This window comes from Streptomyces sp. 63XJN7_1_ISO-PGPR-S23-121, assembly GCF_056173025.1.
On record NZ_CM149653.1, the window covers coordinates 6082660 to 6108811 of the forward strand.

The 26152-nt window shown below is 74.0% G+C and carries 22 protein-coding genes, 2 pseudogenes and 1 riboswitch; of the genes and pseudogenes, 11 read left to right on the top strand and 13 right to left on the bottom strand.

Going from position 1 to position 26152, the window contains the following annotated elements:
* Nucleotides 1–78 precede the first annotated feature (78 nt).
* Genes AC0VYN_RS27180 through rsmH form a run of 3 tightly spaced genes read right to left on the bottom strand, consistent with a single transcriptional unit; the run spans nt 79 to nt 3561 of the window.
* Nucleotides 79–2046: a peptidoglycan D,D-transpeptidase FtsI family protein gene (locus tag AC0VYN_RS27180; RefSeq protein ID WP_451627926.1), complete on the bottom strand. Its 1968-nt coding sequence runs from the start codon at nt 2044–2046 to the stop codon at nt 79–81.
* A complete protein-coding gene (gene ftsL / locus AC0VYN_RS27185; protein WP_475533078.1) occupies nt 2043–2546 on the bottom strand; it encodes a cell division protein FtsL in 504 nt (167 codons plus the stop codon). The genes AC0VYN_RS27180 and ftsL overlap by 4 nt, the downstream gene beginning before the upstream one ends.
* 58 nt (nt 2547–2604) lie before the next feature.
* Entirely contained in the window at nt 2605–3561 is a 957-nt protein-coding gene (rsmH, locus tag AC0VYN_RS27190; protein WP_475533079.1) for a 16S rRNA (cytosine(1402)-N(4))-methyltransferase RsmH, read from the bottom strand.
* Nucleotides 3562–3987: 426 nt separating this feature from the next.
* Between rsmH and AC0VYN_RS27195 the strand changes: the two genes are divergently transcribed.
* The 4 genes from AC0VYN_RS27195 to AC0VYN_RS27210 all read left to right on the top strand — a co-directional run bounded on the left by AC0VYN_RS27195 (nt 3988) and on the right by AC0VYN_RS27210 (nt 9630).
* A complete protein-coding gene (locus AC0VYN_RS27195) occupies nt 3988–4536 on the top strand; it encodes a beta-class carbonic anhydrase (RefSeq protein ID WP_475533080.1) in 549 nt (182 codons plus the stop codon).
* Nucleotides 4537–4805: 269 nt separating this feature from the next.
* The gene (locus AC0VYN_RS27200; protein WP_386926395.1) at nt 4806–5879 is read left to right on the top strand and encodes an AAA family ATPase; all 1074 of its coding nucleotides are present in this window, start codon (nt 4806–4808) and stop codon (nt 5877–5879) included.
* Nucleotides 5879–7243 carry a DUF58 domain-containing protein gene (locus AC0VYN_RS27205; RefSeq protein ID WP_475533081.1) on the top strand — a complete coding sequence of 455 codons (1365 nt, stop codon included), beginning with the start codon at nt 5879–5881 and terminating at the stop codon, nt 7241–7243. Before AC0VYN_RS27200 ends, AC0VYN_RS27205 begins: the two co-directional genes overlap by 1 nt.
* Entirely contained in the window at nt 7240–9630 is a 2391-nt protein-coding gene (locus tag AC0VYN_RS27210) for a transglutaminase TgpA family protein (protein WP_475533082.1), read from the top strand. Before AC0VYN_RS27205 ends, AC0VYN_RS27210 begins: the two co-directional genes overlap by 4 nt.
* 287 nt (nt 9631–9917) lie before the next feature.
* Here the strand turns inward: AC0VYN_RS27210 and AC0VYN_RS27215 are convergent, their stop codons facing one another.
* From AC0VYN_RS27215 to AC0VYN_RS27225, 3 genes and pseudogenes are all read right to left on the bottom strand, one after another.
* Complete coding sequence (locus tag AC0VYN_RS27215; RefSeq protein ID WP_385472257.1) at nt 9918–10328, bottom strand: DUF3040 domain-containing protein; 411 nt, start codon at nt 10326–10328, stop codon at nt 9918–9920.
* A gap of 279 nt (nt 10329–10607) precedes the next feature.
* The gene (locus AC0VYN_RS27220; RefSeq protein ID WP_475533083.1) at nt 10608–11435 is read right to left on the bottom strand and encodes a class I SAM-dependent methyltransferase; all 828 of its coding nucleotides are present in this window, start codon (nt 11433–11435) and stop codon (nt 10608–10610) included.
* 181 nt (nt 11436–11616) lie between these two features.
* Nucleotides 11617–12211: pseudogene (locus AC0VYN_RS27225) on the bottom strand (SAV_6107 family HEPN domain-containing protein).
* 194 nt (nt 12212–12405) lie between these two features.
* Between AC0VYN_RS27225 and AC0VYN_RS27230 the strand changes: the two are divergent.
* Together AC0VYN_RS27230 and AC0VYN_RS27235 are read left to right on the top strand one after the other, a co-directional pair.
* On the top strand, nt 12406–13035 hold the full coding sequence (locus AC0VYN_RS27230; RefSeq protein WP_385472249.1) for a TetR/AcrR family transcriptional regulator: 630 nt from the start codon (nt 12406–12408) through the stop codon (nt 13033–13035).
* A gap of 470 nt (nt 13036–13505) precedes the next feature.
* Nucleotides 13506–14999, top strand: coding sequence for a phytoene desaturase family protein (locus AC0VYN_RS27235; protein ID WP_475533084.1), 1494 nt, complete (start codon nt 13506–13508; stop codon nt 14997–14999).
* A gap of 39 nt (nt 15000–15038) precedes the next feature.
* On the opposite strand, the gene AC0VYN_RS27240 is transcribed toward AC0VYN_RS27235, so the two are convergent.
* The 6 genes from AC0VYN_RS27240 to AC0VYN_RS27265 all read right to left on the bottom strand — a co-directional run bounded on the left by AC0VYN_RS27240 (nt 15039) and on the right by AC0VYN_RS27265 (nt 19928).
* Nucleotides 15039–15995, bottom strand: coding sequence for an SCO2102 family sporulation regulator (locus AC0VYN_RS27240; RefSeq protein WP_475533085.1), 957 nt, complete (start codon nt 15993–15995; stop codon nt 15039–15041).
* A 56-nt stretch (nt 15996–16051) separates the two neighbouring features.
* A complete protein-coding gene (gene metF, locus AC0VYN_RS27245) occupies nt 16052–16975 on the bottom strand; it encodes a methylenetetrahydrofolate reductase [NAD(P)H] (protein WP_225633557.1) in 924 nt (307 codons plus the stop codon).
* Between the two features lie 124 nt (nt 16976–17099).
* Nucleotides 17100–17756, bottom strand: coding sequence for a thiamine phosphate synthase (gene thiE, locus AC0VYN_RS27250; RefSeq protein ID WP_475533086.1), 657 nt, complete (start codon nt 17754–17756; stop codon nt 17100–17102).
* A gap of 115 nt (nt 17757–17871) precedes the next feature.
* A complete protein-coding gene (locus AC0VYN_RS27255; protein WP_475533087.1) occupies nt 17872–18237 on the bottom strand; it encodes an Rv2175c family DNA-binding protein in 366 nt (121 codons plus the stop codon).
* Nucleotides 18238–18303: 66 nt separating this feature from the next.
* Nucleotides 18304–19545, bottom strand: coding sequence for an NAD(P)/FAD-dependent oxidoreductase (locus tag AC0VYN_RS27260; protein ID WP_475533088.1), 1242 nt, complete (start codon nt 19543–19545; stop codon nt 18304–18306).
* Nucleotides 19542–19928: an avidin-fold protein gene (locus AC0VYN_RS27265; protein ID WP_475533089.1), complete on the bottom strand. Its 387-nt coding sequence runs from the start codon at nt 19926–19928 to the stop codon at nt 19542–19544. Before AC0VYN_RS27265 ends, AC0VYN_RS27260 begins: the two co-directional genes overlap by 4 nt.
* Before the next feature lie 51 nt (nt 19929–19979).
* A riboswitch (TPP riboswitch) is annotated at nt 19980–20091 on the top strand.
* On the opposite strand from AC0VYN_RS27265, the pseudogene thiO reads away from it, so the two are divergent.
* The 5 genes and pseudogenes from thiO to AC0VYN_RS27290 all read left to right on the top strand — a co-directional run bounded on the left by thiO (nt 20089) and on the right by AC0VYN_RS27290 (nt 25317).
* Nucleotides 20089–21301, top strand: a pseudogene (gene thiO / locus AC0VYN_RS27270) (glycine oxidase ThiO). It overlaps the preceding riboswitch by 3 nt.
* Nucleotides 21298–21498, top strand: a complete 201-nt coding sequence (gene thiS / locus AC0VYN_RS27275; protein ID WP_385460802.1) for a sulfur carrier protein ThiS — start codon at nt 21298–21300, stop codon at nt 21496–21498. Before thiO ends, thiS begins: the two are co-directional and overlap by 4 nt.
* 3 nt (nt 21499–21501) lie before the next feature.
* Nucleotides 21502–22299, top strand: coding sequence for a thiazole synthase (locus AC0VYN_RS27280; RefSeq protein ID WP_386925015.1), 798 nt, complete (start codon nt 21502–21504; stop codon nt 22297–22299).
* 133 nt (nt 22300–22432) lie between these two features.
* Nucleotides 22433–24391 carry a Stk1 family PASTA domain-containing Ser/Thr kinase gene (pknB, locus tag AC0VYN_RS27285; protein WP_475533090.1) on the top strand — a complete coding sequence of 653 codons (1959 nt, stop codon included), beginning with the start codon at nt 22433–22435 and terminating at the stop codon, nt 24389–24391.
* A gap of 47 nt (nt 24392–24438) precedes the next feature.
* A complete protein-coding gene (locus AC0VYN_RS27290; RefSeq protein WP_475533091.1) occupies nt 24439–25317 on the top strand; it encodes a deoxyribonuclease IV in 879 nt (292 codons plus the stop codon).
* 13 nt (nt 25318–25330) lie between these two features.
* On the opposite strand, the gene AC0VYN_RS27295 is transcribed toward AC0VYN_RS27290, so the two are convergent.
* Nucleotides 25331–25978, bottom strand: coding sequence for a sulfite oxidase-like oxidoreductase (locus AC0VYN_RS27295; RefSeq protein ID WP_386925019.1), 648 nt, complete (start codon nt 25976–25978; stop codon nt 25331–25333).
* Between the last annotated feature and the right edge of the window lie 174 nt (nt 25979–26152).

The window sequence follows — 26152 nt, forward strand, 5'->3', positions numbered from 1 at the left end:
GATCCGGGGTGATCGTTGTCACGGATGGTTCCTGGTGGCTCGGTGCTGGCTTGCTCGGTGCGGGGATCTCTCGGCCGGTCAGGGCTTGAAGGCGACCGGCAGGTTGGCGGGTGCGGCCCCGGTCGGCGGGACCTGGAGGGTCTTGAGGGCGAACTCCATGACCTGCTTGTAGATGGGGCCGCAGATCTGGCCGCCGAAGTAGCTGCCCGCGGTGGCGTTCTGGATGGCGCAGTAGACGGTGACGCGCGGCTTGTCGGCGGGGGCGAACCCGGCGAACGACGAGGTGTAGCCGTGGTACTTGCCGGTGGCCGGATCCACGCGGTTGGCGGTGCCCGTCTTGCCCGCCACGCGGTAGCCGGGGATGCGCGCCTTGGTGCCGGTGCCCTCCTCGTCGTCGACGACGGACTCCAGCATGCGCGCGAGGGTCTTGGCGGTCTTCTCGCTGATCACACGGGTTTTCTTGGGCTCGGGGGCCGGGGTGAAGCTTCCGTCCTCCTCCTGGGTGCCGCGGACGAGCGTGGGTTCGACGCGGACGCCGCCGTTGGCGATCGTCGAGTACACGGAGGCCGCCTGGAGCGCGTTCACGGAGACGCCCTGGCCGAAAGGAATCGTGTACTGCTGCGAGGTCGACCACTGGTCGGGCGGCGCGAGGATGCCCTTGGTCTCGCCGGGGAAGCCGAGCCCGCTGTAGCCGCCGAGGCCGAACTTGCGCAGGTAGGAGTGGAGGACCTTGTTGGCCTCCTGCTGCGTCCTGCCCAGCTCGCCGGTGGCCATGATCGTGCCGATGTTGCTGGACTTGGCGAGCACGCCGTTGAGCGTGAGGTACCAGGTCGGGTGGTCGATGTCGTCCTTGAAGAGCCGGTCGCCGCGCTTGAGGCGGTTGGGGACGGTGAGGTGGGTCGCCGGCGTGGCGACGTTCTCCTCCAGCACGGCCGCCATCGACAGCACCTTGGCGGTGGAGCCGGGCTCGAAAGCGTCCTGGAGGGCCGCGTTGCCGAGCGCGGCGGGGTCGGCGTGGGTCAGGTCGCCCGGGTCGAAGCCGGGCGAGTTGGCCATGGCGAGGATCTCGCCGGTGCCGGTGTCCTGGACGATGACGTAGCCGCCGTCCGCCTGGGACTTCTCCACCTGTTCGCCGAGGGCGTGCTGCGCGGCCCACTGGATGTCGCGGTCGATGGTGAGCTCGACGTCGCTGCCGGGCACGGCGCGTGTCTCGGAGCCGCCGGCGGTGGGCACCTGGCGTCCGCCGGACTGCACGTACCGGATCTCGCCGTCCTGGCCCGCCAGCGTCTCGTTCAGCTGCCGTTCGAGGCCGCCGCCGCCCTTGCCGTCGGCGCCGACCCAGCCCAGGATGCCGGCGGCGAGGTCGCCGCCCGGGTACACGCGCTTGCTGCTGGGGTCGGCGAGGACGCCCGCGAGGACGTTGACGGCGGACCTGTCGGTCTCGGCCTTCTTGGCGAGCGCGGCCTTCAGGTCCTTGATCTGGTTCCACACCTGCGGGGTCTGCCGCTGGGCGAGGCGGACGTACCGCAGCTTCTTGTTCGCCGGGCGGAGCCGGTCGACCAGTTCCTGCTGGTCCGTACCGAGGATCGGGGCGAGGAGCGCCGCCGCCTGCTCGGGGCCGTCGCCGACCTTCAGCGTCTCCCGGGTGAAGAGCGTGGGGTCGGCCGTGATGTCGTAGGCGTCCACGGTGGCCGCGAGGGCCACGCCGTTGCGGTCGGTGATGCCGCCGCGGTCGGCGGCCAGGGTGTGGACGACGTAGCGGTTCTGCTCGGCCTTGGCGGTGTAGGTGCCGGCGTCGACGGCCTGCACCTGGAGCAGCCGTACGACGAAGGCCGTCAGGACGAGGGTCAGCGCGAGACCGATCAGACGCAGCCGGGGCCGGGGGCTGCCCAGCCGGATGGTGCGGGGGGCGCCCGGACGGGGCGGTCCGGGCCGGCGGGCCGGACGGGCGCCGGGGCCGGGCTGCCGCCGGGCACCGGGCCGGACGGGCCTCGCGGGTCCGGGCACACGGCGGCGCGGCGGTTCCCTGTCGGACACTTCCGTCACCTGCCGGGGGTCGGGGTCGGGATGGCTGGGGCCGCCGAGGCGGGGACGGAGGCCGGGCCGGTACCGGCGGAGACCGGGGCGGACCGGCGGCTCAGCGCCTCCGGGGCGAGGACGAGCGGGACCGCGGCGGCCGTCGCCGGGCCGGGCGAGCCCTTGACGGTGCCGTCGGGGGCGAGGAAGGCGGGATCGCCGCCGGGCACCATGCCGAGTTCGCGGGCGCGGTAGTGGAGTGCCTGCGGAGCCGAGTAGGCGTCGATGTCCCGTTGCAGCGCCTGTTCCTCGTCGGTGAGGCTCTTCGTCTCCTGCTCGAGGTCGTCCAGCTGGAACGAGCCCTCGCTCAGGGCGGAGTTCAGGACGAGGAGTCCGATGAGGCCGCCGCCCAGCAGGAGGACGACGAGGAGGACGAAGGGCGCCCGTGCGGCCCGGGCGCGTCCGCCGCCGGGCGGAAGCAGCCGGGCGAGCCGGGCGGCCCTCCCCTTCAGCTGAGGCCTGCCGCTCACTCGCCCTCCCCTCGGCCCGGGTGGCACACCCGCACCCGCCTGGTCCGCCTCACTCGTTTCACCCGACGGACTCCCTGATCCGCTCGGCTCCGCGCAGCCGTGCCGGTGCCGCCCGGCGGTTCTCGGCGATCTCGTCCTCGGTGGGAAGTTCGGCACCGCGCGTGAGCAGCTTGAGCCGGGGCGCGTAGCGTTCCGGGACCACCGGCAGCCCGGGCGGCGCGGTGTTGGCGGCGCCGGCCGCGAACACCTGCTTGACCAGCCGGTCCTCGAGGGAGTGGTACGACAGCACGGCGATCCGCCCGCCGACGGCGAGCGCCTCGACGGCGGCCGGGACCGCCCGTTCCAGGACGGACAGTTCGCCGTTGACCTCGATGCGCAGGGCCTGGAAGGTGCGCTTGGCCGGGTTGCCGCCGGTGCGCTTGGCCGCCTGCGGCAGCGCGGCGCGGATCAGCTCCACCAGCCGGGCGCTGTTGGCGAACGGCTCCTTCTCCCGTTCCCGCACGATCGCGGAGACGATCCGCTTGGCCTGCTTCTCCTCGCCGTAGGCCCGCAGGATGCGGACCAGCTCGCCCGGCGGGTAGGTGTTGAGGACCTCGGCGGCGCTCATGCCGGTCGTCTGGTCCATGCGCATGTCGAGCGGGGCGTCCTGGGCGTAGGCGAAGCCCCGGTCGGCCTCGTCGAGCTGCATGGACGAGACGCCGAGGTCGAACAGCACGCCCTGGACGCGCGGGACGCCGAGCCGGTCGAGGACGTCGGGCAGCTCGTCGTAGACGGCGTGCACCAGGGTGGCGCGCTCCCCGTACGGGGCGAGCCGCTCACCGGACAGGCGCAGGGCCTCCTTGTCCCGGTCGAGGGCGACCAGACGGGCCTCGGGGAAGCGGTCGAGCAGCGCCTGGCTGTGCCCGCCGAGCCCGAGCGTGCAGTCCACCACCACGGCCCCCGGCTCCTGGAGGGCGGGTGCCAGCAGGTCCAGGCACCGCTGGAGCATCACCGGGACGTGTCGACTCTGGCTCAAGTGGGACGGCCTCTCGGGTCCGGCGCGGCGTCACGCACCGCCGGGTCCCCTCCCGCTCGCGTCCGAAGGGGAGGCCTGCCGGCGCCGGAAGCGTCAGCCGGCCAGGAGCGGGAGGAGGCCGAGCCGTACGTACGCGCCGCGCACGTGGGGAGATCTGGCGGGACATCGACCAGGTCTCCGGGGTGTTCAGTCCAGCGGGGAGAGCCTCGCCTCCCGCTTCGCGTCACTTTAGTCCACCCTGTGGCCCGGTCAATCAACCGGCCGCGCGTCGCGGACGCCGGCGCCCGTGAACGGGTGCGCCGGGGCTTCTCACCCGTACAGGTACATTCTCACGCCCTGTGGATTGGCTCACAACAAGCCGTGATGGCGTTCTTTGTCCCTCTTCACGGCGGGCCCCGGGCACCAGTGACCAGTAACGTCATGGTTATGACGACTTCCGCATCGGTCCCCACAGGTTCAGAATCCGCCATAGCCGGCGACGGCACCGTCACCGACCGGCTCGTCGAGGCGAACGCGCGCTATGCCGCCGCGTTCACCGACCCCGGGATGGACGCCCGCCCGGTCCAGCGTGTCGCGGTCGTGGCCTGCATGGACGCACGGCTCGACCTGCACGCCGCGCTCGGCCTCAGCCTCGGCGACTGCCACACCATCCGCAACGCGGGCGGCGTCGTCACCGACGACGTGATCCGCTCCCTCACCATCAGCCAGCGGGCGCTGGGCACCCGCAGTGTGGTCCTCATCCACCACACCGGCTGCGGCATGGAGACCATCACCGAGGAGTTCCGGCACGACCTGGAGCTCGAGGTCGGCCAGCGTCCCGTGTGGGCGGTGGAGTCCTTCCGGGACGTCGAGCAGGACGTGCGCCAGTCGATCGAGCGGGTGCGCACCTCCCCGTTCCTGATGCACACCGACGACGTACGCGGTTTCGTCTTCGACGTGAGGACGGGCCGCCTGAGCGAGGTCAAGCCCGCCTGACCACCGCCGTCCTGTCCGCCCCGGGCCGGCGGCCCCCGCCGGGCAAGACCCGCAAAGGACGCAAGACCCGACATATCGCGGTCAGTTGTCCACAGGCGAGTGACACGAATCGGTAACGGCGGCAAGAATGCGGGGAAGTGGTGTCGCGCGGAACTGTTTCCGCGCGGCATCCGTGATTCGGGGTGGGCCGGCCGGCCGTACGTGGGCCGGTCCGGAATGCTGGTACCCCTCGCTCCCCGGGAGCGCGGGGCAAGGCCGAGGAGGGCCGGGTGACGACCTATGACGATCAGGCGAGCCATGGGGGCGCCCCCGTCCGGGCGTATGCGCGGGTGGGGGACGATCTGACCGCTGTGGTCGAGCGGGTGCGCGGTTCGGTGGAAGCCGTGATCGAGGGCAAGCCCGAGGTCGTGCGGCTCACGCTGACCGTGCTGCTCGCCGAGGGGCACCTGCTGATCGAGGACGTCCCGGGAGTCGGCAAGACGATGCTGGCCAAAGCACTGGCGCGGTCGATCGACTGCTCCGTGCGGCGGATCCAGTTCACGCCCGACCTGCTGCCCTCGGACATCACCGGGGTGTCCATCTGGGACCAGCAGCGCCGTGACTTCGAGTTCAAGCCGGGCGCGATCTTCGCTCAGGTGGTGATCGGCGACGAGATCAACCGCGCCTCGCCGAAGACGCAGTCCGCGCTGCTGGAGTCGATGGAGGAGCGCCAGGTCACCATCGACGGCCACACCTACGAGCTGCCCAGCCCCTTCATGGTGGTGGCGACGCAGAACCCGGTCGAGATGGAGGGCACCTACCCGCTGCCGGAGGCCCAGCGCGACCGCTTCATGGCCCGTGTCTCCATCGGCTACCCCAGCCCGGACGCCGAGCTGCAGATGCTGGACGTGCACGGCGGGGTGAACCCGCTGGACGACCTGCAGCCGGTGGCCCACGCGGACGAGATCCTCAAGCTGATCGAGGCGGTCCGGGGCGTCCACGTCGCGGACCCGGTCCGGCGCTACGCGGTGGACCTGGTCGCCGCCACCCGGACCCACCCCGACCTCAGACTCGGCGCCTCGCCGCGCGCGACGCTGCACCTGCTGCGCGCGGCGAAGGCGTCCGCCGCCCTGAGCGGCCGGGACTACGCGCTGCCCGACGACGTGCAGGCCCTCGCCGTCGCCGTCCTGGCGCACCGCCTGCTGCCCACGGCGCAGGCCCAGCTCAACCGCCGCACCGCCGAGCAGGTCGTCCACGAGATCCTGCAGCGCACCCCGGTGCCCTCGGCGACCCCGCAGCAGACCGGCTACGGCTTGGGCCGCGGCGAGCCGGCGTACGGCCAGCAGCCGCCACGGAGGCTGTGATGGACGCCGGGGGGACGGGCGGGGCGGAGGGCGATCGCGGGGAGACCGGCGGTGTCCGCACCGCGCTGGCGGGCCTGACCACCCGCGGACGCTCCTTCCTGGCCGCCGGCATCGCCGCCGCGATCTGCGCCTTCGTCCTCGGACAGAGCGACCTGCTGCGGGTCGGGCTGCTGCTGGGCGTGCTGCCGCTGGTGTGCGCGACGGTGCTGTACCGCACGCGCCACCGGGTCGCGGGCAGCCGCCGCCTCTCCCCCGGCCGGGTGCCCGCGGGCAGCGAGGCTCGAGTCCACCTGCGCATCGACAACGTCTCGCGGCTGCCCACCGGTCTGCTGATGCTCCAGGACCGGGTGCCCTACGTGCTCGGGCCGCGCCCCCGCTTCGTGCTCGACCGGGTGGAGCCGGGGGGCCGCCGGGAGGTGTCCTACCGGGTCCGCTCCGACCTGCGCGGCCGTTATCCGCTGGGGCCGCTCCAGCTGCGCCTGACCGACCCCTTCGGCATGTGCGAACTGACCCGGTCCTTCTCCACGTACGACGACCTGACCGTGGTCCCGCGCGTGGAGCCGCTGCCGCCGGTGCGGCTGGGCGGCGAGGCGACGGGGTACGGCGACGGACGGCAGCGCTCGCTGGCGCTGGCGGGCGAGGACGACGTGATCCCGCGGGGGTACCGCTACGGCGACGACCTGCGCCGCGTGCACTGGCGCTCCACCGCGCGCTACGGGGAGCTGATGGTGCGCCGCGAGGAGCAGCCGCAGCGCGCCCGGTGCACGGTGCTGCTGGACACCCGGGGCGTGGCCTTCGAGGGCGCGGGCCCCGACTCGGCCTTCGAGTGGGCCGTGTCGGGCGCGGCCTCGGTGCTGATGCACGTGCTGGAGCGGGGGTACTCCGTGCGGCTGCTCACCGACACCGGCGACTCGGTGCCCGGGGAGGGCGCCGACGGGTTCGCGGGCGTGAGCCAGGGGACGGCCGACTCGGCCGGACTGATGATGGACACCCTCGCCGTGATCGAGCACTCCGACGGCACGGGCCTGTCCCGGGCCTACGACCTGCTGCGCGGCGGGAACGAGGGGCTGCTGGTGGCGTTCTTCGGCGATCTGGACGAGGAGCAGGCCACCGTGGCCGCCAGGATGCGGCAGCGCAGCGGCGGTGCGGTCGCCTTCGTGCTGGACAGCGACACATGGCGGCGGGAACCGTCCGACGTGCCCGGCGCGTCGGACGGGAACGGGGAACGGCTGCGGATGCTGCGTGAGGCGGGCTGGAGCGCCGTGGGCGTGCCGCGGGGCGCCGGCCTGGAGGAGTTGTGGCGGCTGGCGGGTCGGGAGCGCACGGGGCTCGCGGCGGCGAACGGTGGGGAGAACGCGGGATGAGCGGGCGGGCGCGGCTGGCGCTGTGGGCGTGGGGGGCCACGCTGATGGCGGCGTGCGCGCTGCTGCCCCTGGTCGACCCGGCCTTCTGGCTCCTGGAGGCGGCGATCCTGCTGGCGGTGCAGTCGGGGGTGGGCGCGGTGGCCCGCCGGGTGCCGCTGGCCCGGCCGCTGACCGTCGCCGCGCAGGCCGTCGCCGGGCTGATGCTGCTGACCCTGGACTTCGCCCGTGGACAGGCCCTCGCCGGGCTGATCCCCGGCCCGGAGGCCTTCCGGCACTTCGCGGAGCTGCTGCGGGAGGGCGGCGACGACATCGCGCGGTACGCGATCCCGGCGCCGCTCGAGTCCGACGGCATCCGTCTGATGCTGGTCGGCGGGGTGCTGGTGATCGGCCTGCTGGTGGACACCCTCGCCGTGACCTTCCGCAGCGCGGCCCCGGCCGGGCTGCCGCTGCTCGCCCTGTACTCGGTGGCCGCGGGACTGTCCGACGGCGGCGCCGACTGGCTGTGGTTCCTGGTCGCGGCGGCCGGCTATCTGATGCTGCTGCTGACCGAGGGCCGCGAGCGGCTCTCGCAGTGGGGCCGGGTCTTCGGCGGGCCGCCGCGCCACCCGGGTGGGGACCACGGCGCCGCGGTCGCCCCGGTGCGCACCGGGCGCCGCATCGGCGCGCTGGCGCTCGGCGTCGCCCTGGCGGTGCCGCTCGCGCTGCCCGCGATGGACGGCGGGCTGCTGGACGGCACCGGGGCAGGCATCGGCTCCGGCACCGGGGGCGGCGGCACGATCTCCGCGGTGAACCCGCTGGTCTCGCTGCGCGACAGCCTCAACGTCGACGAGGACCGCCAGGTCCTCACCGTCAAGACCGATTCGAGCGACGCCTCCGGCCTGTACCTGCGGATCGTGTCCCTGGACGATTTCGACGGCAGTACGTGGAAGCCCTCCAAGCGGAACATCACCGCGGTGCCGGGGGGCACGTTCCCCGCTCCGGCCGGTCTCGGGCCCGACGTCGAGCGCGTGCAGACCCAGACCACGATCTCGGCCGCGGACTGGTACGCCCAGGACTGGCTGCCGATGCCGTACCCGCCGAGCGGTGTCCGGATCGGCGGCAACTGGCGCTACGAGCCGGTCGGGATGACGCTGGTCGGCGACCACGGCCAGAACACGCGCGGGCTGACGTACGAGGTGCGCAGCCTGGAAGTGCGGCCCACGGCGGAGCAGCTCGCCGCCGCACCGCCGCCGCCGGCGGCCCTGAGGCGGGAGTACACCGAGCTGCCGGACTCGCTGCCGCCGGTGGTGGCGCGGACGGCGCGCGAGGTGACCGAGGGGGCTTCGAACGCCTACGAGCAGGCGGTCGCGCTCCAGGAGTACTTCGCCGTCACCGGCGGGTTCCAGTACGACACCCAGGTGCAGGTGGGCAGCGGTTCGCAGGCGATCGCCCGCTTCCTGAAGGACAAGCAGGGCTTCTGCGTGCACTTCTCCTTCGCCATGGCGGCGATGGCCCGGTCCCTGGACATACCGGCCCGGGTGGCGGTCGGGTTCGCGCCGGGCTCGCCGCAGGGGGACGGTTCGGTGGCGGTGGGTCTGCGGGACGCGCACGCCTGGCCCGAGCTGTACTTCGAGGGCGTGGGCTGGACCCGGTTCGAACCCACCCCGACCCGGGGCTCGGTGCCGTCCTACACGGTGGAGAACACGCCGGGCAACGCCGTCCCCGACCCCGCGCTGCCCTCCCGGAACGCGACGTCGGAGCCGTCGGCGGCGCCCTCGGCGAGCGAGAGCTGCTCGGCCCAGCAGCGCAAGCTGGAGGCCTGCCCGAGCGAGTCGGCGGCCGCGCTGCCGGTCACGGGCGGCGGCGGACCGAAGTGGTACGTCGTCCTGGCCTGGTCGCTGGGCGGACTCGCGGTACTGGTGCTTCCGCTGGCGCCGATGCTGTGGCGGATGCGGATCCGGTCGGTCCGGCTGGGGGCGCACGGGCGTGCCGAGGCGGACGCGGCCCCGCACGTCCTGGCGGTCTGGGAGGAGCTGGCCGACACGGCGTGGGACTTCGGCATCCCGCCGGACGAATCGCAGACACCGCGCGGGGCGGCGGCCCGGCTGGTCCGGCTCGGGCAGCTCGACCCGGACGCGGCGGCCGCGGTGCACCGGGTGGCGGACGCCGTGGAGCAGGTGCTCTACGCGCCCCGGCCGCGTCCGGCCGTGGGTCTCACCCAGGACGTGCACCGCGTGAGCGCCGGCCTGCGGGCCACGGTCAGCCGTCGGACGGCACTGCGCGCACGGTTCGCCCCGCGTTCCACCGTCCGGGTGGTCTGGGTCCTGTCGGCCCGGTGGGCGGCCCTCAAGCGGCGGGTCTCGGCGGCCCGGCCGACGCTGCGGAAGCCATCGGGGCAGCGGGGCTGAGTCCCGCGCGCACGCGGAAGGCACCGGGTCCGGCCGTCCACGCGACGGGCCGGGGCCGGTGCCGGTGCCTTTGGCGCGATTACGGGCGGGGTCCGGTGCCGGTGGCGTGAATACGGGACGGGCCCGGTGCCCGCAGCGCGACCGCGGGGTCCGGCCCGGTGCCGCATGGGGATCGGGCTCGTTGCCGGTGGCGCGACGCGTGACGGCGCGCCGGCATGCGTGAGGGGGTGACCACCGGGTCGGTGGTCACCCCCTCACGCGACTGTCCTGGTGAGCGGTGGCCGCGGCTACTGGCCGCCCTGCTGCTCGTCCCTGCGCCGCTGCCAGCGCTCCTCGATGCGATCCATCATGGAGCGTCTTTGCCGCGCCTGACGGTGTGCCTGTGGTCCGGCGCCCACGGCGCCTGCGGTGGGCTGCTCGCCCGGCTTCGGGGCCTTGCGCCAGCCGGTCACGGCGAGGACCGCACAGCCCAGCATGACGAGGAACCCCACCACGCTGAGCCAGACCTGCTTGGCGACCATACCGGCCATGAGGAGCGCAATTCCCACGAGGAAGCCCGCGACCGCCTGGTAGACCCGCCGCCGGGTGTACGTACGCAGCCCGCTTCCCTCGAGCGCCGACGCGAACTTGGGATCTTCGGCGTACAGCGCTCGCTCCATCTGCTCGAGCATGCGCTGCTCGTGCTCCGAGAGCGGCACGGAGTCCTCCTCATCGTGCAGTCGCCGGGGCGACCCGGGGGGTCCCTTCAGGATAGGCAGGGAATCGCCCCCGTGAAACCCGCCCCTCTACGCCAATTGGCCAACCGGACTCCGTCATGGCCGCGCCGGCTCGCTGAAGTTCACTTTCCCCAGCGGCCGACCCGTCATGCCGGGCGGTCTCCCTCGATCATACGGCGCCATGCCTCCGTTCGGGGGGCCTGTGGCGTACTCCATCTGCAGCCGCGGCCCTGATCAGCGGCCTGCCTCGGGAGGCGGCGCTCAGGCCTGCCCGGTTCCCCGCGTCTCACCGAGCACGTGGAGTTGCGTGGCCACGGAGTGGAAGGCGGCGAGCTCGGCCGCCGCGGCCTCGAGCCCGAGCAGCGCGTCCAGGGCGCCGGGCTCGGTGTCCACCAGCGCTCCGGGGACCAGGTCGGCGAAGACCCGCACGCCGTGCACGGCGCCGACCCGCAGCCCCGCGCCCTCCACCAGGCCGGTGAGCTGCTCCGCGGTGAACCGGCGGGGCATCGGGTCCCCCGTGCCCCAGCGGCCGTCCGGGTCGTCGAGCGCCTGCCGGGCCTCCGTGAAGTGGCCGGCGAGGGCCCGGGCGAGCACGGCGCCGCCGAGGCCGGCCGCGAGCAGGCTGAGGACGCCCTCGGGGCGCAGGGCGGCCACCGCGTTGCGCACGCCCTCCGCGGGGTCGTCCACGTACTCCAGGACGCCGTGGCACAGCACCACGTCGTGAGCCCCGCGCTCGACCACGTCGAAGAGGCCGCGGACGTCGCCCTGGACGCCCCGCACGCGGTCGGCGACGTCGGCCTCGGCGGCCCGGCGCTCCAGGGCGAAGAGCGCGTTGGGGCTGGGGTCGACGACGGTGACGCGGTGGCCGAGGCGGGCCAGGGGCACCGCGAAGTTGCCGCTGCCGCCGCCGGTGTCCAGGACGTCCAGCGACTGGCGGCCCGTGGCCTTGACCCGGCGGTCGACGGCGTCCTCGAGGACCTCCCGGACCACGGCGGTGCGCAGGGCGGCGCGGGACCGGGAGGGGTCGGAGCGCAGCGATGCCGCCAGGGGGCGGTGGGGGGAGGCGGGCGGGCGCATCGGGTCCGACACGGCAGTTGACTCCTCGGCGCGGCACCGCCTCTGGCAGGGGCGGAGCGAACGGGCTGCCTCCCCGGCCCGGGTGCGGGAAGGGGCAGGCTTCAGGCGTCTCCCACCCTATTGCCTCCGGCGCGCCGGCCGGTCACGCCGGGTGCCCGCCGCCCGGGACCCGGGACCCTGCGGACCGGCGCGTTCACCCCACGTCGGACAGCTCCCGGCCCGCGCCGCCCGCGTCCGGCCGGTCCGTGCCGGGACGGCCCGGGTCCGGGGTCTCCGTGTCGGCGCGGGGCTGGGGCAGGACCGGCTGGAGGACGAGCATCCGCTCCACGAGGCGCAGGAACATCGACACGTCGCGTATCAGGTCGTCGGCGTCCCGGCTGCCCGCCGCCCCCCGGATGCCCGCCTCCGCCCGGGCACGGCGCCCTGCGCCCGAGGCGAACAGCGCGCTCCAGTCGGCGAGTTCGGGCGCGATCTCGGGGAGCACCTCCCAGGCGCTCCGGATGCGGGCCCGGGCCCGCGGGGTGGTCTCCGGCCGGCCGCGTGCCGCGAGCACGGCGGCGGCGGTGCGCAGGGCGGCGAGGTGGGCCGTCGCGTAACGCTCGTTCGGCGTTTCGAGGACGGTGGCCTCCTCCAGCCCGGCGCGGGCCTGGGCGAGCAGGTCCAGGGCGGCGGGCGGGGCGAGGCTTCCGGCGGAGCACGGGGTGCACGTCGCTCGCCGGGCCGTTCAGTGAGGGGGCAGGGCCGGCTGCGCGGGGCCGCCGGGCGGCGGCTGCGGACGAGTGGGCCATGACGATCCTCCTGTCGTCTCCGTGACGGCACGTCCTGGCAGGAGGTGCCGTATGTGCCCATCGTGCGGTATGCCACTGACAATCCGTCCCGACCTGGACTTTTGATGCGATCGTGCGTTCGAGACCTGGTCGTCCGGTGAGCCGCCGGGCCCTGCGGTGACCACCCCGGACGGGGTGCTGTGAGAATCGGGACCATGGACAGCAGCAGCACCGCCTCGCCGGGCAGCAGCCGGCGCGAGGCCACCCGGCAGAAGCTCTACGAGGCGGCGGTCACCCTCATCGCCGAGCAGGGCTTCTCCGCGACCACCGTGGACGAGATCGCCGAGCGCGCCGGCGTCGCTAAGGGCACGGTCTACTACAACTTCGCCAGCAAGTCCGTCCTCTTCGAGGAGCTGCTGCGGCACGGAGTCGGACTCCTGACGGCCTCGCTGCGGGAGGCGGCGGAGCGGACGGAGCGGGAGGGCCGGGGCCGGGTCGACGCCCTGGACGCGATGGTCCGCGCGGGGCTCGTCTTCATCGACCGCTACCCCGCCTTCACCCAGCTCTACGTGGCCGAGCTGTGGCGGACCAACCGGGCCTGGCAGTCCACGCTGCTGGTGGTCCGGCAACAGGCCGTCGCGGTGGTGGAGGGCGTGCTGCGCGACGGGGTGGCGAGCGGCGAGTTCAGCGAGGAGATCGACGTGCCGCTGACCGCCGCCGCGCTGGTCGGCATGGTCCTGGTGGCGGCGCTGGACTGGAAGTCGTTCCAGCCGGAGCGGTCACTCGACGACGTGCACGCGGCCCTTTCCCGGCTGCTCCAGGGCCGGGTGAGCGGCCGCCGCTGAGGGCGGTCCGGACACGGAGAACGCCGGTCCGTCGCCGGCCGCGTCCCCCGCGGGCCGCCGTCGGACCGGCGCCTTCCCGTACTCCCCCGTACGTTCCCCCGTGGACTTCCGTAGCGGTCGTCCCCCGGGCTCCCCCCGTGCCTCGCTCCCGCCGGCCGCGGCCGGCGGAAGGAGCGGATCGCGGGCCCGGCTCCGTTCCGGCGCCCCGTGTCGCCGGTGCCGGAGCCGTGCCCCTCTCCGTGCCTCCACTCTCTCGTCACCGCAGGTCGGGGCCCATCCGCGCGGGTACTCATCTCCTCGGCTAGGTACGGGTACTCAGTCCTGCGCACGCGTGCCCACCGGGCTGTGGCGCCGGCCGGTCACCCGCGCGTCCGTCGGGGTACTCGACCCGGGTGGCCACCCCCCGCGCCCCGCACCCCCGCACGGCCCCTCGGGCGGGACGGCCGGCGGCGGCGGATAAAGTCCCTGGCATGGCACGGATTGCGGTGATCGGCGCCGGGATGGGCGCGATGGCGGCCGCCGCCCGGCTGGCCGTCGCGGGCCACCGGGTGGCGGTGTACGAACGGACCGGGACGTACGGCGGGGCGGTGCGCCGCTTCGAGCGGGGCGGCTTCTCCTTCGACACCGGTCCCGGTCTGCTGCCCCTGCCCGCGGTCTGGCGCGACCTGTTCGTCAAGACCGGCAAGGAGCCGCTGGAGTCCCGCGTCGAGCTGGTCCAGGTCGACCCGTCGTCACGCCACGTGTTCGCGGACGGCACGGCGGCCTCGCTGCCGAACGCCTCCCGGGCGGGCGTGGTCACCGCCCTGGACGAGGCGCTCGGCCGGCCCGCCGGGCAGCGCTGGGGCGATCTCCTGGTGCGTGCCCGGGACGCCTGGGAACGCACGCGCCGGCCGCTCCTCGAGGAGCCCCTGTGGCCCGACTGGCGGGTGCTGGCCGAACGCGAGCCCTATCCGGCCGTCCCCCACAAGCGGCTGCTGCGCACCCGGCGGGCCGGCACGCTCGCCGAGGTCGCCGCCTGGGAGCTGCGGGACGCCCGCCTCGCCGCCCTGCTGGAGAGCCACGCGCTCGCGTACGGCCTGGATCCGCGGGCCGTCCCGGCGAACGCTGCCGTACTGCCGTACATGGAGCACGCCTTCGGCATGTGGTACGTCCGCGGCGGCCTGCGGGAGCTGGCGCGGGCGGTGTACGAACGCTGCCTGGACCGGCGGGTCGAGTTCCGCTTCGACACCGAGGTCACGGGGATCGCCGGCAAGGACGGCCGGGTGGCGGGCGTGGAGCTGGCCGACGGCGGGACGGACGAGGCGGAGATCGTGGTCGCCGGTGTGGCACCCGGCGTGCTGGACCGCCTCGCCGGGGACACGGCGGTGCGCGGTGAGGGCGAGGTCCCGCCGCAGCGCGGGACGGCGACGAGCCGGGTCACGGTGCTGCTGGCACTGCGGGGCGGCCGTCCCGCGGGCACGGCGCACCGGACGGTGGTGCACGCGGAGGACCGCGCGGAGGAGCTGGACTCCCTGTTCGGTGCCGCGCCCGGTGCTCCCGCGCGGCCGACCGTCACGATCCTGCGGCCGGACGACCCGGGGCTGGTCCCCGGCCCGGACCACGAGGCGCTCACCCTCACCTCGACGGTGCCCGCGGGCACCGGCACCGAAGGCCTCGCCGAGCGTCTCGTCGCCGTGGCCGAGCGGGCCGTGCCGGGCCTGCGGGAGCGCGTCCTGTGGCAGGAGGTGCGTTCCCCGGCCGACATCGCGGCGGACACCGGAGCGGCCGGCGGCGCGATCCCGGCCCCGGCACTGGCGGCGGCCGGCGGACGGCTGCTGCACCCCGCCAACAGCACGCGCCTGGCGGGGCTGTTCACGGCGGGCGGCTGGTCGCATCCCGGCGGTGGGCTCCCGCACACGGGCATGTCGGGCGCCCTGGTCGCCGGACTCGTCGTGGAGGGACCGGACTTCCGGGGCTCGCAGTGACCCGGTGACCGGCGGGCCCGTCACCGGGCCCGGAAGCCGTCAGAAGCGGTACTGCTCGTCGTACCCCTGACTCGGACCCTGCGCCTGGCCGTTGCCCTGGTACGGGTACGTCTGCTCCGGCGGGAGTTCGCCGCCGTACGGGTCGTCGGCGCTGCGCTGCTGCGGCACCCACACCCCGCCGGCCGGGGTCTCGCCGCCGTAGCCGCCGGGTGCTCCGGCGGGGTACTGGCCCTGCCCGTAGCCCTGCTGGTCGTACTGCGCCTGCGTCCCGCCGGTGGTGTCGTAGCCGCCGGTGTCGTACGCCCCGCCGCCGTAGGTGTGGGTGCCGATGTACGGGTCGGAGTAGGCGGCGTACTGCTGCTGCTGACCGGTGTCGTAGCCGTAGCCCTGCTGGCCGTAGCCGGAGTAGTCGTAGGCGTAGGACTGGTCGGCGCTCTGCGCGGCGGCCGGTGTCTGCCGGTCCTGGCCGTAGCCGGAGTCGTCGCCGTACACGCCGTACGAGCCGGTGTCGTCCGGCATGGGCTGCGGCGCGTAGACGGCGGTGGTCTCCGCGGGGCGGACCGGGGTGAAGACGTCGTCGCGGTCGTAGTCGTCGTGGCCGTAGGAGGCGCCGTCGTGGCCCTGTGCGGGTTCCTCGTGGGCGCCGGGGGCGGCGTCGTCGGCCTCCAGGCCGGAGACCTCCAACGTCGGTTCCCGACGCGTCCGTTCGGGACGACGGCGCTTGCTGCCCACCAGGCCCGCCGGGGCGTTGACCGCCCATCCGGCCTCGAAGCCGCGGCGGAACGACAGCGTGACGTAGGTCTGGCCGACGGCGAACGCGGCGGCACCCAGTCCGATGACGAGCACGTTGGACATCAGCACACCGGCCACGACGCCGGCGAACCCGCCGAAGGCGAGCAACCGCCAGCGCAGCCGCGCCTTGTACTGCAGCAGTACCTCACCGAGCAGCCACAGCGCGACGATGCCGAACGCGATGTAGAGGACCGTCCAGCCCATGTACGCCCCTCTCCCAGTGGCCGTTACGCAGTGTGTCGCAAATACGTGCGGCCGGTCTAGGCCCGCGGGGGGTGGTGCAGGCCCAGGTTCTCGTAGATTTCCAGCGTCGCCGTGGAGTTGTTCAGCGTGATGAAGTGCAGTCCGGGCACACCCTCGGCCAGCAGCCGCGCGCAGAACTCCGTGGCGAACTCGATGCCAATGGAGCGTACAGCGGCCGGATCGTCCTGTGCCGCGAGGATCCGCTCTTTCAGCTCCGCCGGGAACGAGGCGTTGCTGAGTTTCGGCAACCTCTCCAGCATCTTCACACTGGTCACCGGCATGACCTCGGGGATGACCGGGGTCTCGCAGCCGGCCGCGGCGACCCGGTCGCGCAGGCGCAGGTACGACTCGGGCTGGAAGAACATCTGCGTGATCGCGTAGTCGGCGCCGGCCCGGCACTTGTCGACGAAGTGCGTCACGTCGGTGTCCCAGTCCGCGGAGCGCGGATGCATCTCCGGGAAGGCCGCCACGCCCACGCAGAAGTCGCCGGACTCCTTGATCAGCCTGACCAGTTCGGCGGCGTAGGTCAGTCCCTCGGGGTGCGGGACCCAGTCGGCCGTCGGGTCGCCGGGCGGGTCGCCGCGCACGGCCAGCATGTTGCGGATCCCCGCGTCGGCGTACTGGCCGATGATGTTGCGCAGCTCGGCGACGGAGTGGTTGACGGCGGTCAGGTGGGCGACCGGGGTCAGGGTCGTGTCGGCGACGATCTGCTCGGTCTCCTTGACCGTGCCCGCGCGGGTGGAACCGCCCGCGCCGTACGTCACGGAGACGAAGTCGGGGGCGACCGCCTCCACCCTCCTGAGCGCGCTCCACAGGTTCCTCTCGCCCTTGGGCGTCTTCGGCGCGGAGAACTCGAACGAGTACGTCGTCTTGCCGGCGGCGAGGATGTCCCGCACGGTGCGTGCGCGATCAGTCCTGGTGGATGCGGTTCCGAGGGCCATACGGGCAGGTTAGCCAGGGACCGGCGACCCCCCAACCGGATGGGGGACATTTGCCCTTTTTGTCGACTTGTTGTCCATCCCTTGGACACATGCCCCGGGCAGCCGCGCCGGACGCGCTCCCGGCCTACGCCTGCCGCAGGCGCTTGGCGAACTCGGCCGCCGCCGCGCCGGGGTCGTCCGCCGCGGTGATGGCGCGGACGACGACGACCCGGCGGGCGCCCGCGTCCAGCACCTCGTCGAGGTTGCCGAGGTCGATGCCGCCGATGGCGAACCAGGGGCGGTCGGTGCCCAGGGAGGCGGTGTGGCGGACCAGGCCGAGGCCGGGCGCGTGGCGGCCGGGCTTGGTGGGGGTCGGCCAGCACGGGCCGGTGCAGAAGTAGTCCACGCCCTCCTGGACGGCGGCGGCGGCCGCCTCGGACTCTGCGTGCGTGGAGCGGCCGACGAGGACGTCGTCGCCGAGGATCGCCCGGGCGGCGGGCACCGGGAGGTCGCCCTGGCCGAGGTGCAGCACGTCGGCGCGGGCGGCGTGGGCGACGTCCGCCCGGTCGTTCACCGCGAGGAGCTTGCCGTGCCGCGCGCAGGCGTCGGCGAAGATCCGCAGGTGCTCCAGCTCCTCGGCGGCCTCCATGCCCTTGTCGCGCAGCTGCACGACGTCGACGCCGGCGGCCAGCACCGCGTCCAGGAACTCGGGCAGGTCGCCCTGGCTCCTGCGGGCGTCGGTGCACAGGTACAGCCGGGCGTCGGCGAGCCGGGCGCGGGCGGTGACGGCGGTCTCGGGCATACGTGTGTCCCCAGGTCGGTGGCGTACGGCGCGGCGGGCGGCGTGGCAGGGCGCCGCGCGGGCCGCGGCCGTGGCGTGCGGGCCGCCGGGGCCCGCACGCCGACGGTGTGTCAGGTCAGACGGCGAGCGCCTGGGCGCGGCGCTTCACCTCCGTGCCGCGATTCTCGCTCAGCGCCTGGGCGGGGGTGCCGGGCAGGGTCGGGTCCGGGGTGAAGAGCCACTCGAGCATCTGCTCGTCGGTGAAGCCGTCGTCCCGCAGCAGGGTCAGGGTTCCGACGAGGCCCTTGACGACCTTGTCCTCGTCGATGAAGGCCGCCGGGACGTGCAGCGCGCGGTTCTCGCCGCGGCGTACGGCGATGAGCTGGCCTTCCTTGATCAGCTGCCGCACCCGGGTCACCTCGACACCGAGCATCTCGGCGATGTCGGGGACGGTGAGCCAGGCGGGTACGAGAGCATCGGTCTTTGCGTCAATCTCGGTCACGCCTCCAGCCTGCCATCTGCCACTGACACCAGGAAGCCGGACCCGCCCCGAGAGGCCGGCGGCGGACTACGCCGTCGCCGCCTTGAGCGGCCGCGCGGGGTCGGCGAGCAGCCGCGGATCCATCCGCGCGCCCGCCTCGATCAGGCGCCTGCCCTGGGCCAGGTCGCGGGGGCGGCCCACCGCCAACAGGGCGATCAGCCGCTCGTCGCGCAGCCAGCAGACCGTCCAGGCCGGGCCGGAGGGGTCGCCGCGCCACAGGGTGGTGTCGGCGGACGTGTGATGCCCCGCGTACTGGACGAACCGGCCGAACTGCTCGGACCAGAAGTACGGCACCGGGTCGTAGACCGGCGGGACCTCACCGGTGGCGGCGCCGACGATGTCGGCGGCGACCGTGCGCGGGCCCTGGAGGGCGTTGTCCCAGTGATGGACGAGCAGGCGCTCCCCGTAGCGGCCGGAGGGGAAGGAGGCGCAGTCGCCGACCGCGTGGACGTCCGGCACGGAGGTGCGCAGGCGGTCGTCGGCCAGGATCTCGCCCTGCGGGCCGAGCTCGACGCCGGAGCCGGCCAGCCAGGCGGTGGCGGGCCGGGCTCCGATGCCGACGACCACGGCGCCGGCGGGCAGTCGCGAGCCGTCGTCGAGGACGACGTGGCCGGCCTCGACGCGCTCCACGCGCGCGCCGGTGCGCAGGACTGCGCCCGCGTCGGCGTACCAGGCGGTCATGGGGGCGGCGACCTCGGCGGGCAGGGCACCGGCGAGGGGCCGGTCGGCGGCCTCCACGACGGTCACCGCGCAGCCCGCCTCGCGCGCGGCGGTGGCGAACTCGGCGCCGATCCAGCCCGCGCCGACGACCACGATGTCGTGCTGCCGGGCGAGCACCGGACGCAGCCGCTCGGCGTCGTCCAGGGTGCGCAGCAGATGCACGCCGGGGACGTCCTCGGCGCCGGGCAGCAGCACCGGTTCGGCACCGGTAGCGACGACCAGGACGTCGTACGGCACGGGCCCGGCGGAGGTGTCCAGGACGTGCGTGCCGGGGCTGACGCCGAGCGCCTCGCAGCCGAGCCGCAGCTCGATGCCGAGCGCCTCGAAGTCGACGTCGAAGGCGGAGCCCTCGGCCGTGCCGAGCAGGACGGCCTTGGACAACGGGGGGCGGTCGTACGGCTGGTGGGGTTCGGCGCCGATCAGCGTCACCGTGCCGGTGAAGCCCTGCTCGCGCAGGGCGACCGCGGTCTGCACGCCCGCCATGCCCGCACCGACGACGACCACGCGACACTCCGCGTCCGCTCCCCGCTCCTGCGTCTGCTCGTTCACCCGATCACCTTAGACACCCGGCAAATCGCCGGTCGGTTCCCGTGTGCGGTGATCTCCTCCACAACACTCGTCCCGCTCCCCCGCCGGGACTCCCACTCCCAGCTCTCCTCCAGGCGCATCCGCCCGTCGGGCAGGTCGACGACCGTCGAGACGCAGTGCCCCGACGAGGTGCTGCCGTCGGTCCTGAGCTGGACATAGCGGAAGTCGAGCCGGTCGCCCGCGCGGGTGCCCACCAGCCGGCCGCGGACGACGTCGCCGCCCGCGTACTCGGCCCAGACCGCCCCGTCCTCCTCGTGGTAGGTGAACCGGGTGCGGGTCCCGACCTGGCCGGGGGCCTGGTCGGCGACCGGCGCGAGGACGAGACCGTCGAGCGAACGGGCCACGGTGGAGACTCCCTTACGAGTTCGGCGCGCTGCGGGCTAGGGTGGCCAACGTAAAGCACTCGCGGGAGCCCGGACGCACCGGGCTGAGAGGGAGGCTGGCGGCCTCCGACCGTACGAACCTGATCCGGGTCATGCCGGCGAAGGGAGGGGCTGGACGCCCATGTCGTCCCCACCGAACGCACCGTCCGTACCGTCGTCGTCCCGCACGTCCGCGCGTACGCCGGACGTGCTCGTCGTGGGCGGCGGGATCATCGGCCTGGTCACCGCCTGGCGGGCCGCGCAGCGCGGGCTCGCCACGGCCCTCGTGGACCCCGACCCGGGCGGCGGGGCCGCCCGGGTGGCGGCCGGAATGCTGGCCGCCGTCACGGAGCTGCACTACGGCGAGCAGACGCTGCTCGCGCTGAACCTCGCCTCGGCCCGCCGCTATCCGGAGTTCGCCGCCGAGCTGACCGACCTCACGGGCCACGGCCTCGGGTACCGCCGCTGCGGCACCCTGGCCGTCGCGATGGACGCCGACGACCGCGCCCACCTGCGGGAACTGCACGCGCTGCAGGAGCGCTCGGGCCTGGAGTCCGAGTGGCTGTCGGGCCGCGAGTGCCGACGCCTGGAACCGATGCTCGCGCCGGGCGTGCGGGGCGGGCTGCGGGTGGACGGCGACCACCAGATCGACCCCCGCCGCCTGGCCGGCGCGCTGCTGGCCGCCTGCGAGCGCTCGGGCGTGGTCCTCCACCGGGTGTGGGCCGACCGGCTCACCCTCGCCGGGGACCGGGCGACCGGCGTCGTCACGGCCGACGGGACGGCGCTGGGGGCCGGGCAGGTGGTGCTGGCCGGAGGCAGCCTGAGCGGGCGTCTGGCGGGCGTGCCGGACGACGTACTGCCGCCGGTCCGGCCGGTGAAGGGGCAGGTGCTGCGCCTGACCATGCCGCGGACGCACGGGCCGCTGCTGAGCCGGACGGTGCGTGCCGTGGTGCGCGGCAACCCGCTCTACCTGGTGCCCCGGGAGAGCGGCGAACTGGTCGTCGGCGCCACCAGCGAGGAGCTGGGCTGGGACACGACGGTGACCGCGGGCGGCGTCTACGAGCTGCTGCGCGATGCCCACGAGCTGGTCCCCGGCATCACCGAGCTGCCCCTCACGGAGACGCTGGCGGGTCTGCGCCCCGGCTCCCCGGACAACGCCCCGCTGCTCGGCCCGGCCGGGCCGGAGGGGCTGCTGCTGGCCACCGGGCACTACCGCAACGGCGTGCTGCTGACCCCGGTCACCGGCGACGTCATGGCGGACGTCCTGACCACCGGGGAGCTTCCCGGAGGAGGCCCGCCCCTTCACTCCGCGGCGCTTCAGCGCCGCCCCCGCACTCACGGAGGGGACCGTATGAACGTCCGCGTCAACGGGGAGCCGCGCGAGGTGGCTCCCGGCACCGCCCTGGACGCACTGGTGCGCACGCTCACCGCGGCGCCGTCCGGAGTGGCCGCCGCCCTGAACGAGACCGTCGTCCCGCGCGCGCAGTGGTCCGCCACCGCCCTGTCCGACGGCGACCGCGTCGAAGTCCTCACCGCCGTCCAAGGAGGCTGACCCATGGCCGACGATCCCTTCGTGCTCGGCGGTACGGCCTACACGTCCCGCCTGATCATGGGCACCGGCGGTGCTCCCAGCCCGGACGTGCTCGAGCGCGCGCTGGTGGCGTCCGGGACGGAGCTGACGACCGTCGCGATGCGCCGGGTGGACCCGTCCGTGCACGGGTCGGTGCTGTCGGTGCTGGAGAAGCTCGGCATCCGGGTGCTGCCGAACACGGCCGGCTGCTTCACCGCCGGGGAGGCGGTCCTCACCGCGCGACTCGCGCGCGAGGCGCTGGGCACGGACCTCGTGAAGCTGGAGGTCGTCGCCGACGAGCGCACCCTGCTGCCGGACCCGATCGAGCTGCTGGACGCGGCGGAGACGCTGGTGGACGACGGCTTCACGGTGCTGCCTTACACGAACGACGACCCGGTCCTCGCCCGGAAGCTGGAGGACGTCGGGTGCGCGGCGATCATGCCGCTCGGGTCGCCGATCGGATCCGGGCTCGGTATCCGCAACCCGCACAACTTCCAGCTGATCGTGGAGCACGCGCGCGTGCCGGTGATCCTGGACGCGGGGGCCGGTACGGCGTCGGACGTGGCACTGGCGATGGAGCTGGGCTGTGCGGGGGTGATGCTGGCCTCGGCGGTGACGCGGGCGCAGGAGCCGGTGCTGATGGCCGCCGCGATGCGCTCCGCGGTGGAGGCGGGGAGGCTGGCCCGGCGGGCCGGGCGGATTCCGCGCCGGCACTTCGCGGAGGCGTCGTCTCCCGCGGAAGGCCTGGCGGTGCTGGATCCGGAGCGGCCCGCTTTCCGGTGAGCCCGTGCGGGGGCGACCCCCCGCGGCCGGCCGGCCGGGGCGTGGGGTGGGAAGCGTCACAGGTCCGCTCCAGTACCGCCGCGGATCCGGACGTGGCCGCCGGGTGTCCGCGGCGGCTCGTACACTCGCCTGCGTGGACACGACCCTTCAGGACCCTCTCGTCGGGCAGGTGCTCGACGGCCGGTACCGCGTCGAGGCGCGGATCGCGGTCGGCGGGATGGCCACGGTCTACCGGGCCGTGGACACCCGCCTGGACCGCGTGCTCGCGCTGAAGGTGATGCATCCGACGCTCGCCACCGACGTCACCTTCGTGGAGCGGTTCATCCGCGAGGCCAAGTCGGTGGCGCGGCTCGACCATCCCAACGTCGTCCAGGTCTTCGACCAGGGGGCCGAGGGGGCGTACGTCTATCTGGCCATGGAGTACATCGCCGGCTGCACCCTGCGCGACGTGCTGCGCGAGCGCGGGGCGCTCCAGCCGCGGGCCGCGCTGGACATCCTGGAGCCGGTGCTGGCCGCGCTGGGCGCCGCGCACCGGGCCGGGTTCGTGCACCGGGACATGAAGCCGGAGAACGTGCTGATCGGGGACGACGGCCGGGTCAAGGTCGCCGACTTCGGGCTGGTGCGGGCCGTGGACACGGTCACCAGCACCACCGGGTCGGTGCTGGGCACGGTCTCCTACCTGGCGCCCGAGCAGATCGAGCACGGCACCGCAGATCCGCGGGTCGACGTGTACGCGTGCGGTGTCGTCCTGTACGAGATGCTGACCGGCGGCAAGCCGCACGAGGGGGACTCCCCCGCCCAGATCCTCTACAAGCACCTCCACGAGGACGTGCCGCCGCCGTCGGCCGCCGTCCCGGGGATGGCGTATCCGCTGGACGACCTGGTCGCCTCGGCGACCGCGCGCACCCCGGAGGTCCGCCCGCACGACGCCGTGGCGCTGCTGGCACGGGCCCGTGAGGCGCGTGCGGCGCTGACCGCCGCGCAGCTGGACGCGATGCCCCCGCAGGCCCTCGCCGCGGACCACGACAACGCCGAGGACCGCACGAGTGTGATCCCGCGCGCCCTGACACTGCCCCGGCCGCTGCCGGTGAACGAGGACGCCGGCCCGCCCGCCGGCCCGGCCGGCGTCCCCGGCGCCGACGGGGTGCACCGCACCAGCCGGCTGTCGGCGGAGCCGCCGCTGCCGCCCCGGAGCCGCCGCCCACGGCTGAAGCGCGGGCCGGTGGCCCTCGTCGTCGCCGTGCTGCTCGTCCTCGGCGTCGGCACGGGCGTCTGGTACATCAACTCCGGCCAGTTCACCAAGGTCCCGCCGCTGCTGTCGAAGACCCAGGCACAGGCCGAGGACCGGCTGGAGGAGGCCGGGCTGGACGTCGGCGCGGTCCGGCACGCCTACAGCGACACGGTCGAGCGGGGCACCGTCATCAGCACCGACCCCGGGGTCGGCACCCGGATCCGCCGGAACGACTCGGTGTCGTTCACGATCTCCGACGGTCCCGACACCGTGAAGCTGCCGGACGTGCAGGGCTACAAGCTGGACCGGGCGCGGACCCTGCTCGAGGACGAGGGGCTGGAACCGGGCATGGTGACCCGGGAGTTCAGCGAGGACGTCCCCAGGGGCTTCGTGATCTCCACGGACCCGGGGACGGGCACCGAGGTGCGCGCGGGCTCGGCGGTCGCCCTCGAGGTCAGCAAGGGCCGCCCGATCGACGTGCCGGACGTGACCGGCGAGGACCTGGCGGACGCGAGGGCCGAGCTGACGGACGCCGGCCTGAAGGTGAAGGTCGCCACCGAGCAGGTCACCTCCGAGTACGACAAGGGGCAGGTCGCCCGGCAGACACCGGACGCCGGCAGCCGGGCCGCCGAGGGCGACACGGTGACGCTGACCGTGTCCAAGGGCCCCGAGATGATCGAGGTGCCGGACGTGGTGGGCGACAGCGTGGACGACGCGAAGCGGAAGCTGGAGGACGCCGGGTTCGGGGTGAAGGAGGACCGCGGGCTGCTCGGGCTGTTCGGCGACACCGTGAAGGACCAGTCCGTCGACGGCGGGGACACGGCACCCAAGGGCTCCACCATCAAGATCACCATCAGGTGACGGCTCTCACGGCCCGGACCCCTGACCGGGCATGACACCCTGAATGGGTGAACAGTCAACAGTCCGCCCTCCCGCGCAACCCCGTCGGCGGTCACGTGCCCGTGGCCGGCGGCCTGCACTCCGTCGGCCTGTCCTACGCCCGTGACCTGCGGGCGGAGGCCGTGCAGGTCTTCGTCGCCAACCCGCGCGGCTGGGCCATCCCGGCCGGCAACCCGAAGCAGGACGAGGCGTTCCGGGAGGCCTGCGCCACCGAGTCGATCCCGGCGTACGTGCACGCGCCGTACCTGATCAACTTCGGGTCGCACACCGAGGCGACGGTGGAGCGGTCGGTGGAGTCGCTGCGGCACTCGCTGCGGCGCGGGCGCCAGATCGGGGCGCTCGGGGTGGTCGTGCACACCGGCAGCGCGACCGGCGGACGGGACCGTTCCGTGGCCCTGAAGCAGGTGCGGGAGTTCATGCTGCCGCTGCTGGAGGAGCTGACCCACGACGACGACCCGTACCTGCTGCTGGAGTCGACCGCCGGACAGGGCGCCTCCCTGTGCTCGCGGACCTGGGACTTCGGGCCGTACTTCGAGGCGCTGGACGCCCATCCGAAGCTGGGCGTCTGCCTGGACACCTGCCACATCTTCGCCGCCGGGCACGACCTGACCGGCCCGGCCGGCATGCACCGGACGCTGGACCTGCTGGTGGACACCGTCGGCGAGGGGCGGCTGAAGCTGATCCACGCCAACGACTCCAAGGACGTGGCGGGCGCGCACAAGGACCGCCACGAGAACATCGGCGCCGGACACATCGGCGAGGACCCGTTCCGGGCGCTGATGACGCACCCGGCGACCGAGGGCGTGCCGCTGGTCATCGAGACGCCGGGCGGCAAGGAGGGGCACGCCGCGGACGTGGAGCGGCTGAAGAAGCTGCGCGACGGCTGATCCGGCGGCCGGGTCAGAGCCCGGGGCCGTCCCCGGGCTCCTCCTGGTAGGAGTAGCGCTGCTCCCGCCACGGGTCGCCGATGTTGTGGTAGCCGCGCTCCTCCCAGAAGCCGCGGCGGTCGGCGGTCATGTACTCGATGCCGCGGACCCACTTCGGGCCCTTCCAGGCGTACAGGTGGGGGACGACCAGGCGGAGCGGGAAGCCGTGCTCGGCGGTCAGCAGCTCGCCGTCCTTGTGGGTGGCGAACAGGGTCCGCTCGGCGGCGAAGTCGGACAGCCGGAGGTTGGAGCTGAATCCGTACTCCGCCCACACCATCACATGGGTGACGGCGGGCGCGGGCGGGGCGATCTCGAGGATCGTGCGGGCCGGGACACCGCCCCACTCGGAGCCGAGCATGCTGAACTTCGTCACGCAGTGCAGGTCGGCCACGACCGTGGTGTACGGCAGGGCGGTGAACTCCTCGTGGGTCCAGCAGTGCTTGTCGCCGCCGGCGGTGGCGCCGAAGACCCGGAACTCCCACCGCTCGGGCCGGAACTTGGGGACCGGACCGTAGTGGGTGACCGGCCAGCCGCGCTGGAGCCGCTGTCCCGGCGGAAGCTCGACCTGCGGCGTCTTCCCCGAACCGCCCTCTCCCGACCCGTGTTCCACCGGCTGACCCATGCCTCCATCCTGACAGACCCGGACCGATGCCCCGGACACGGCCCCCTTACATGCGGGTACACGCGATCAAAAGGGGCATTTCTTTCTAAATCTGTACGTACTTACTAAGTCAAGACTTACTGGACGATCTTCGATGCCGGTGCAATCATGCGGCGCAACCCGCCAGTTCCCGCG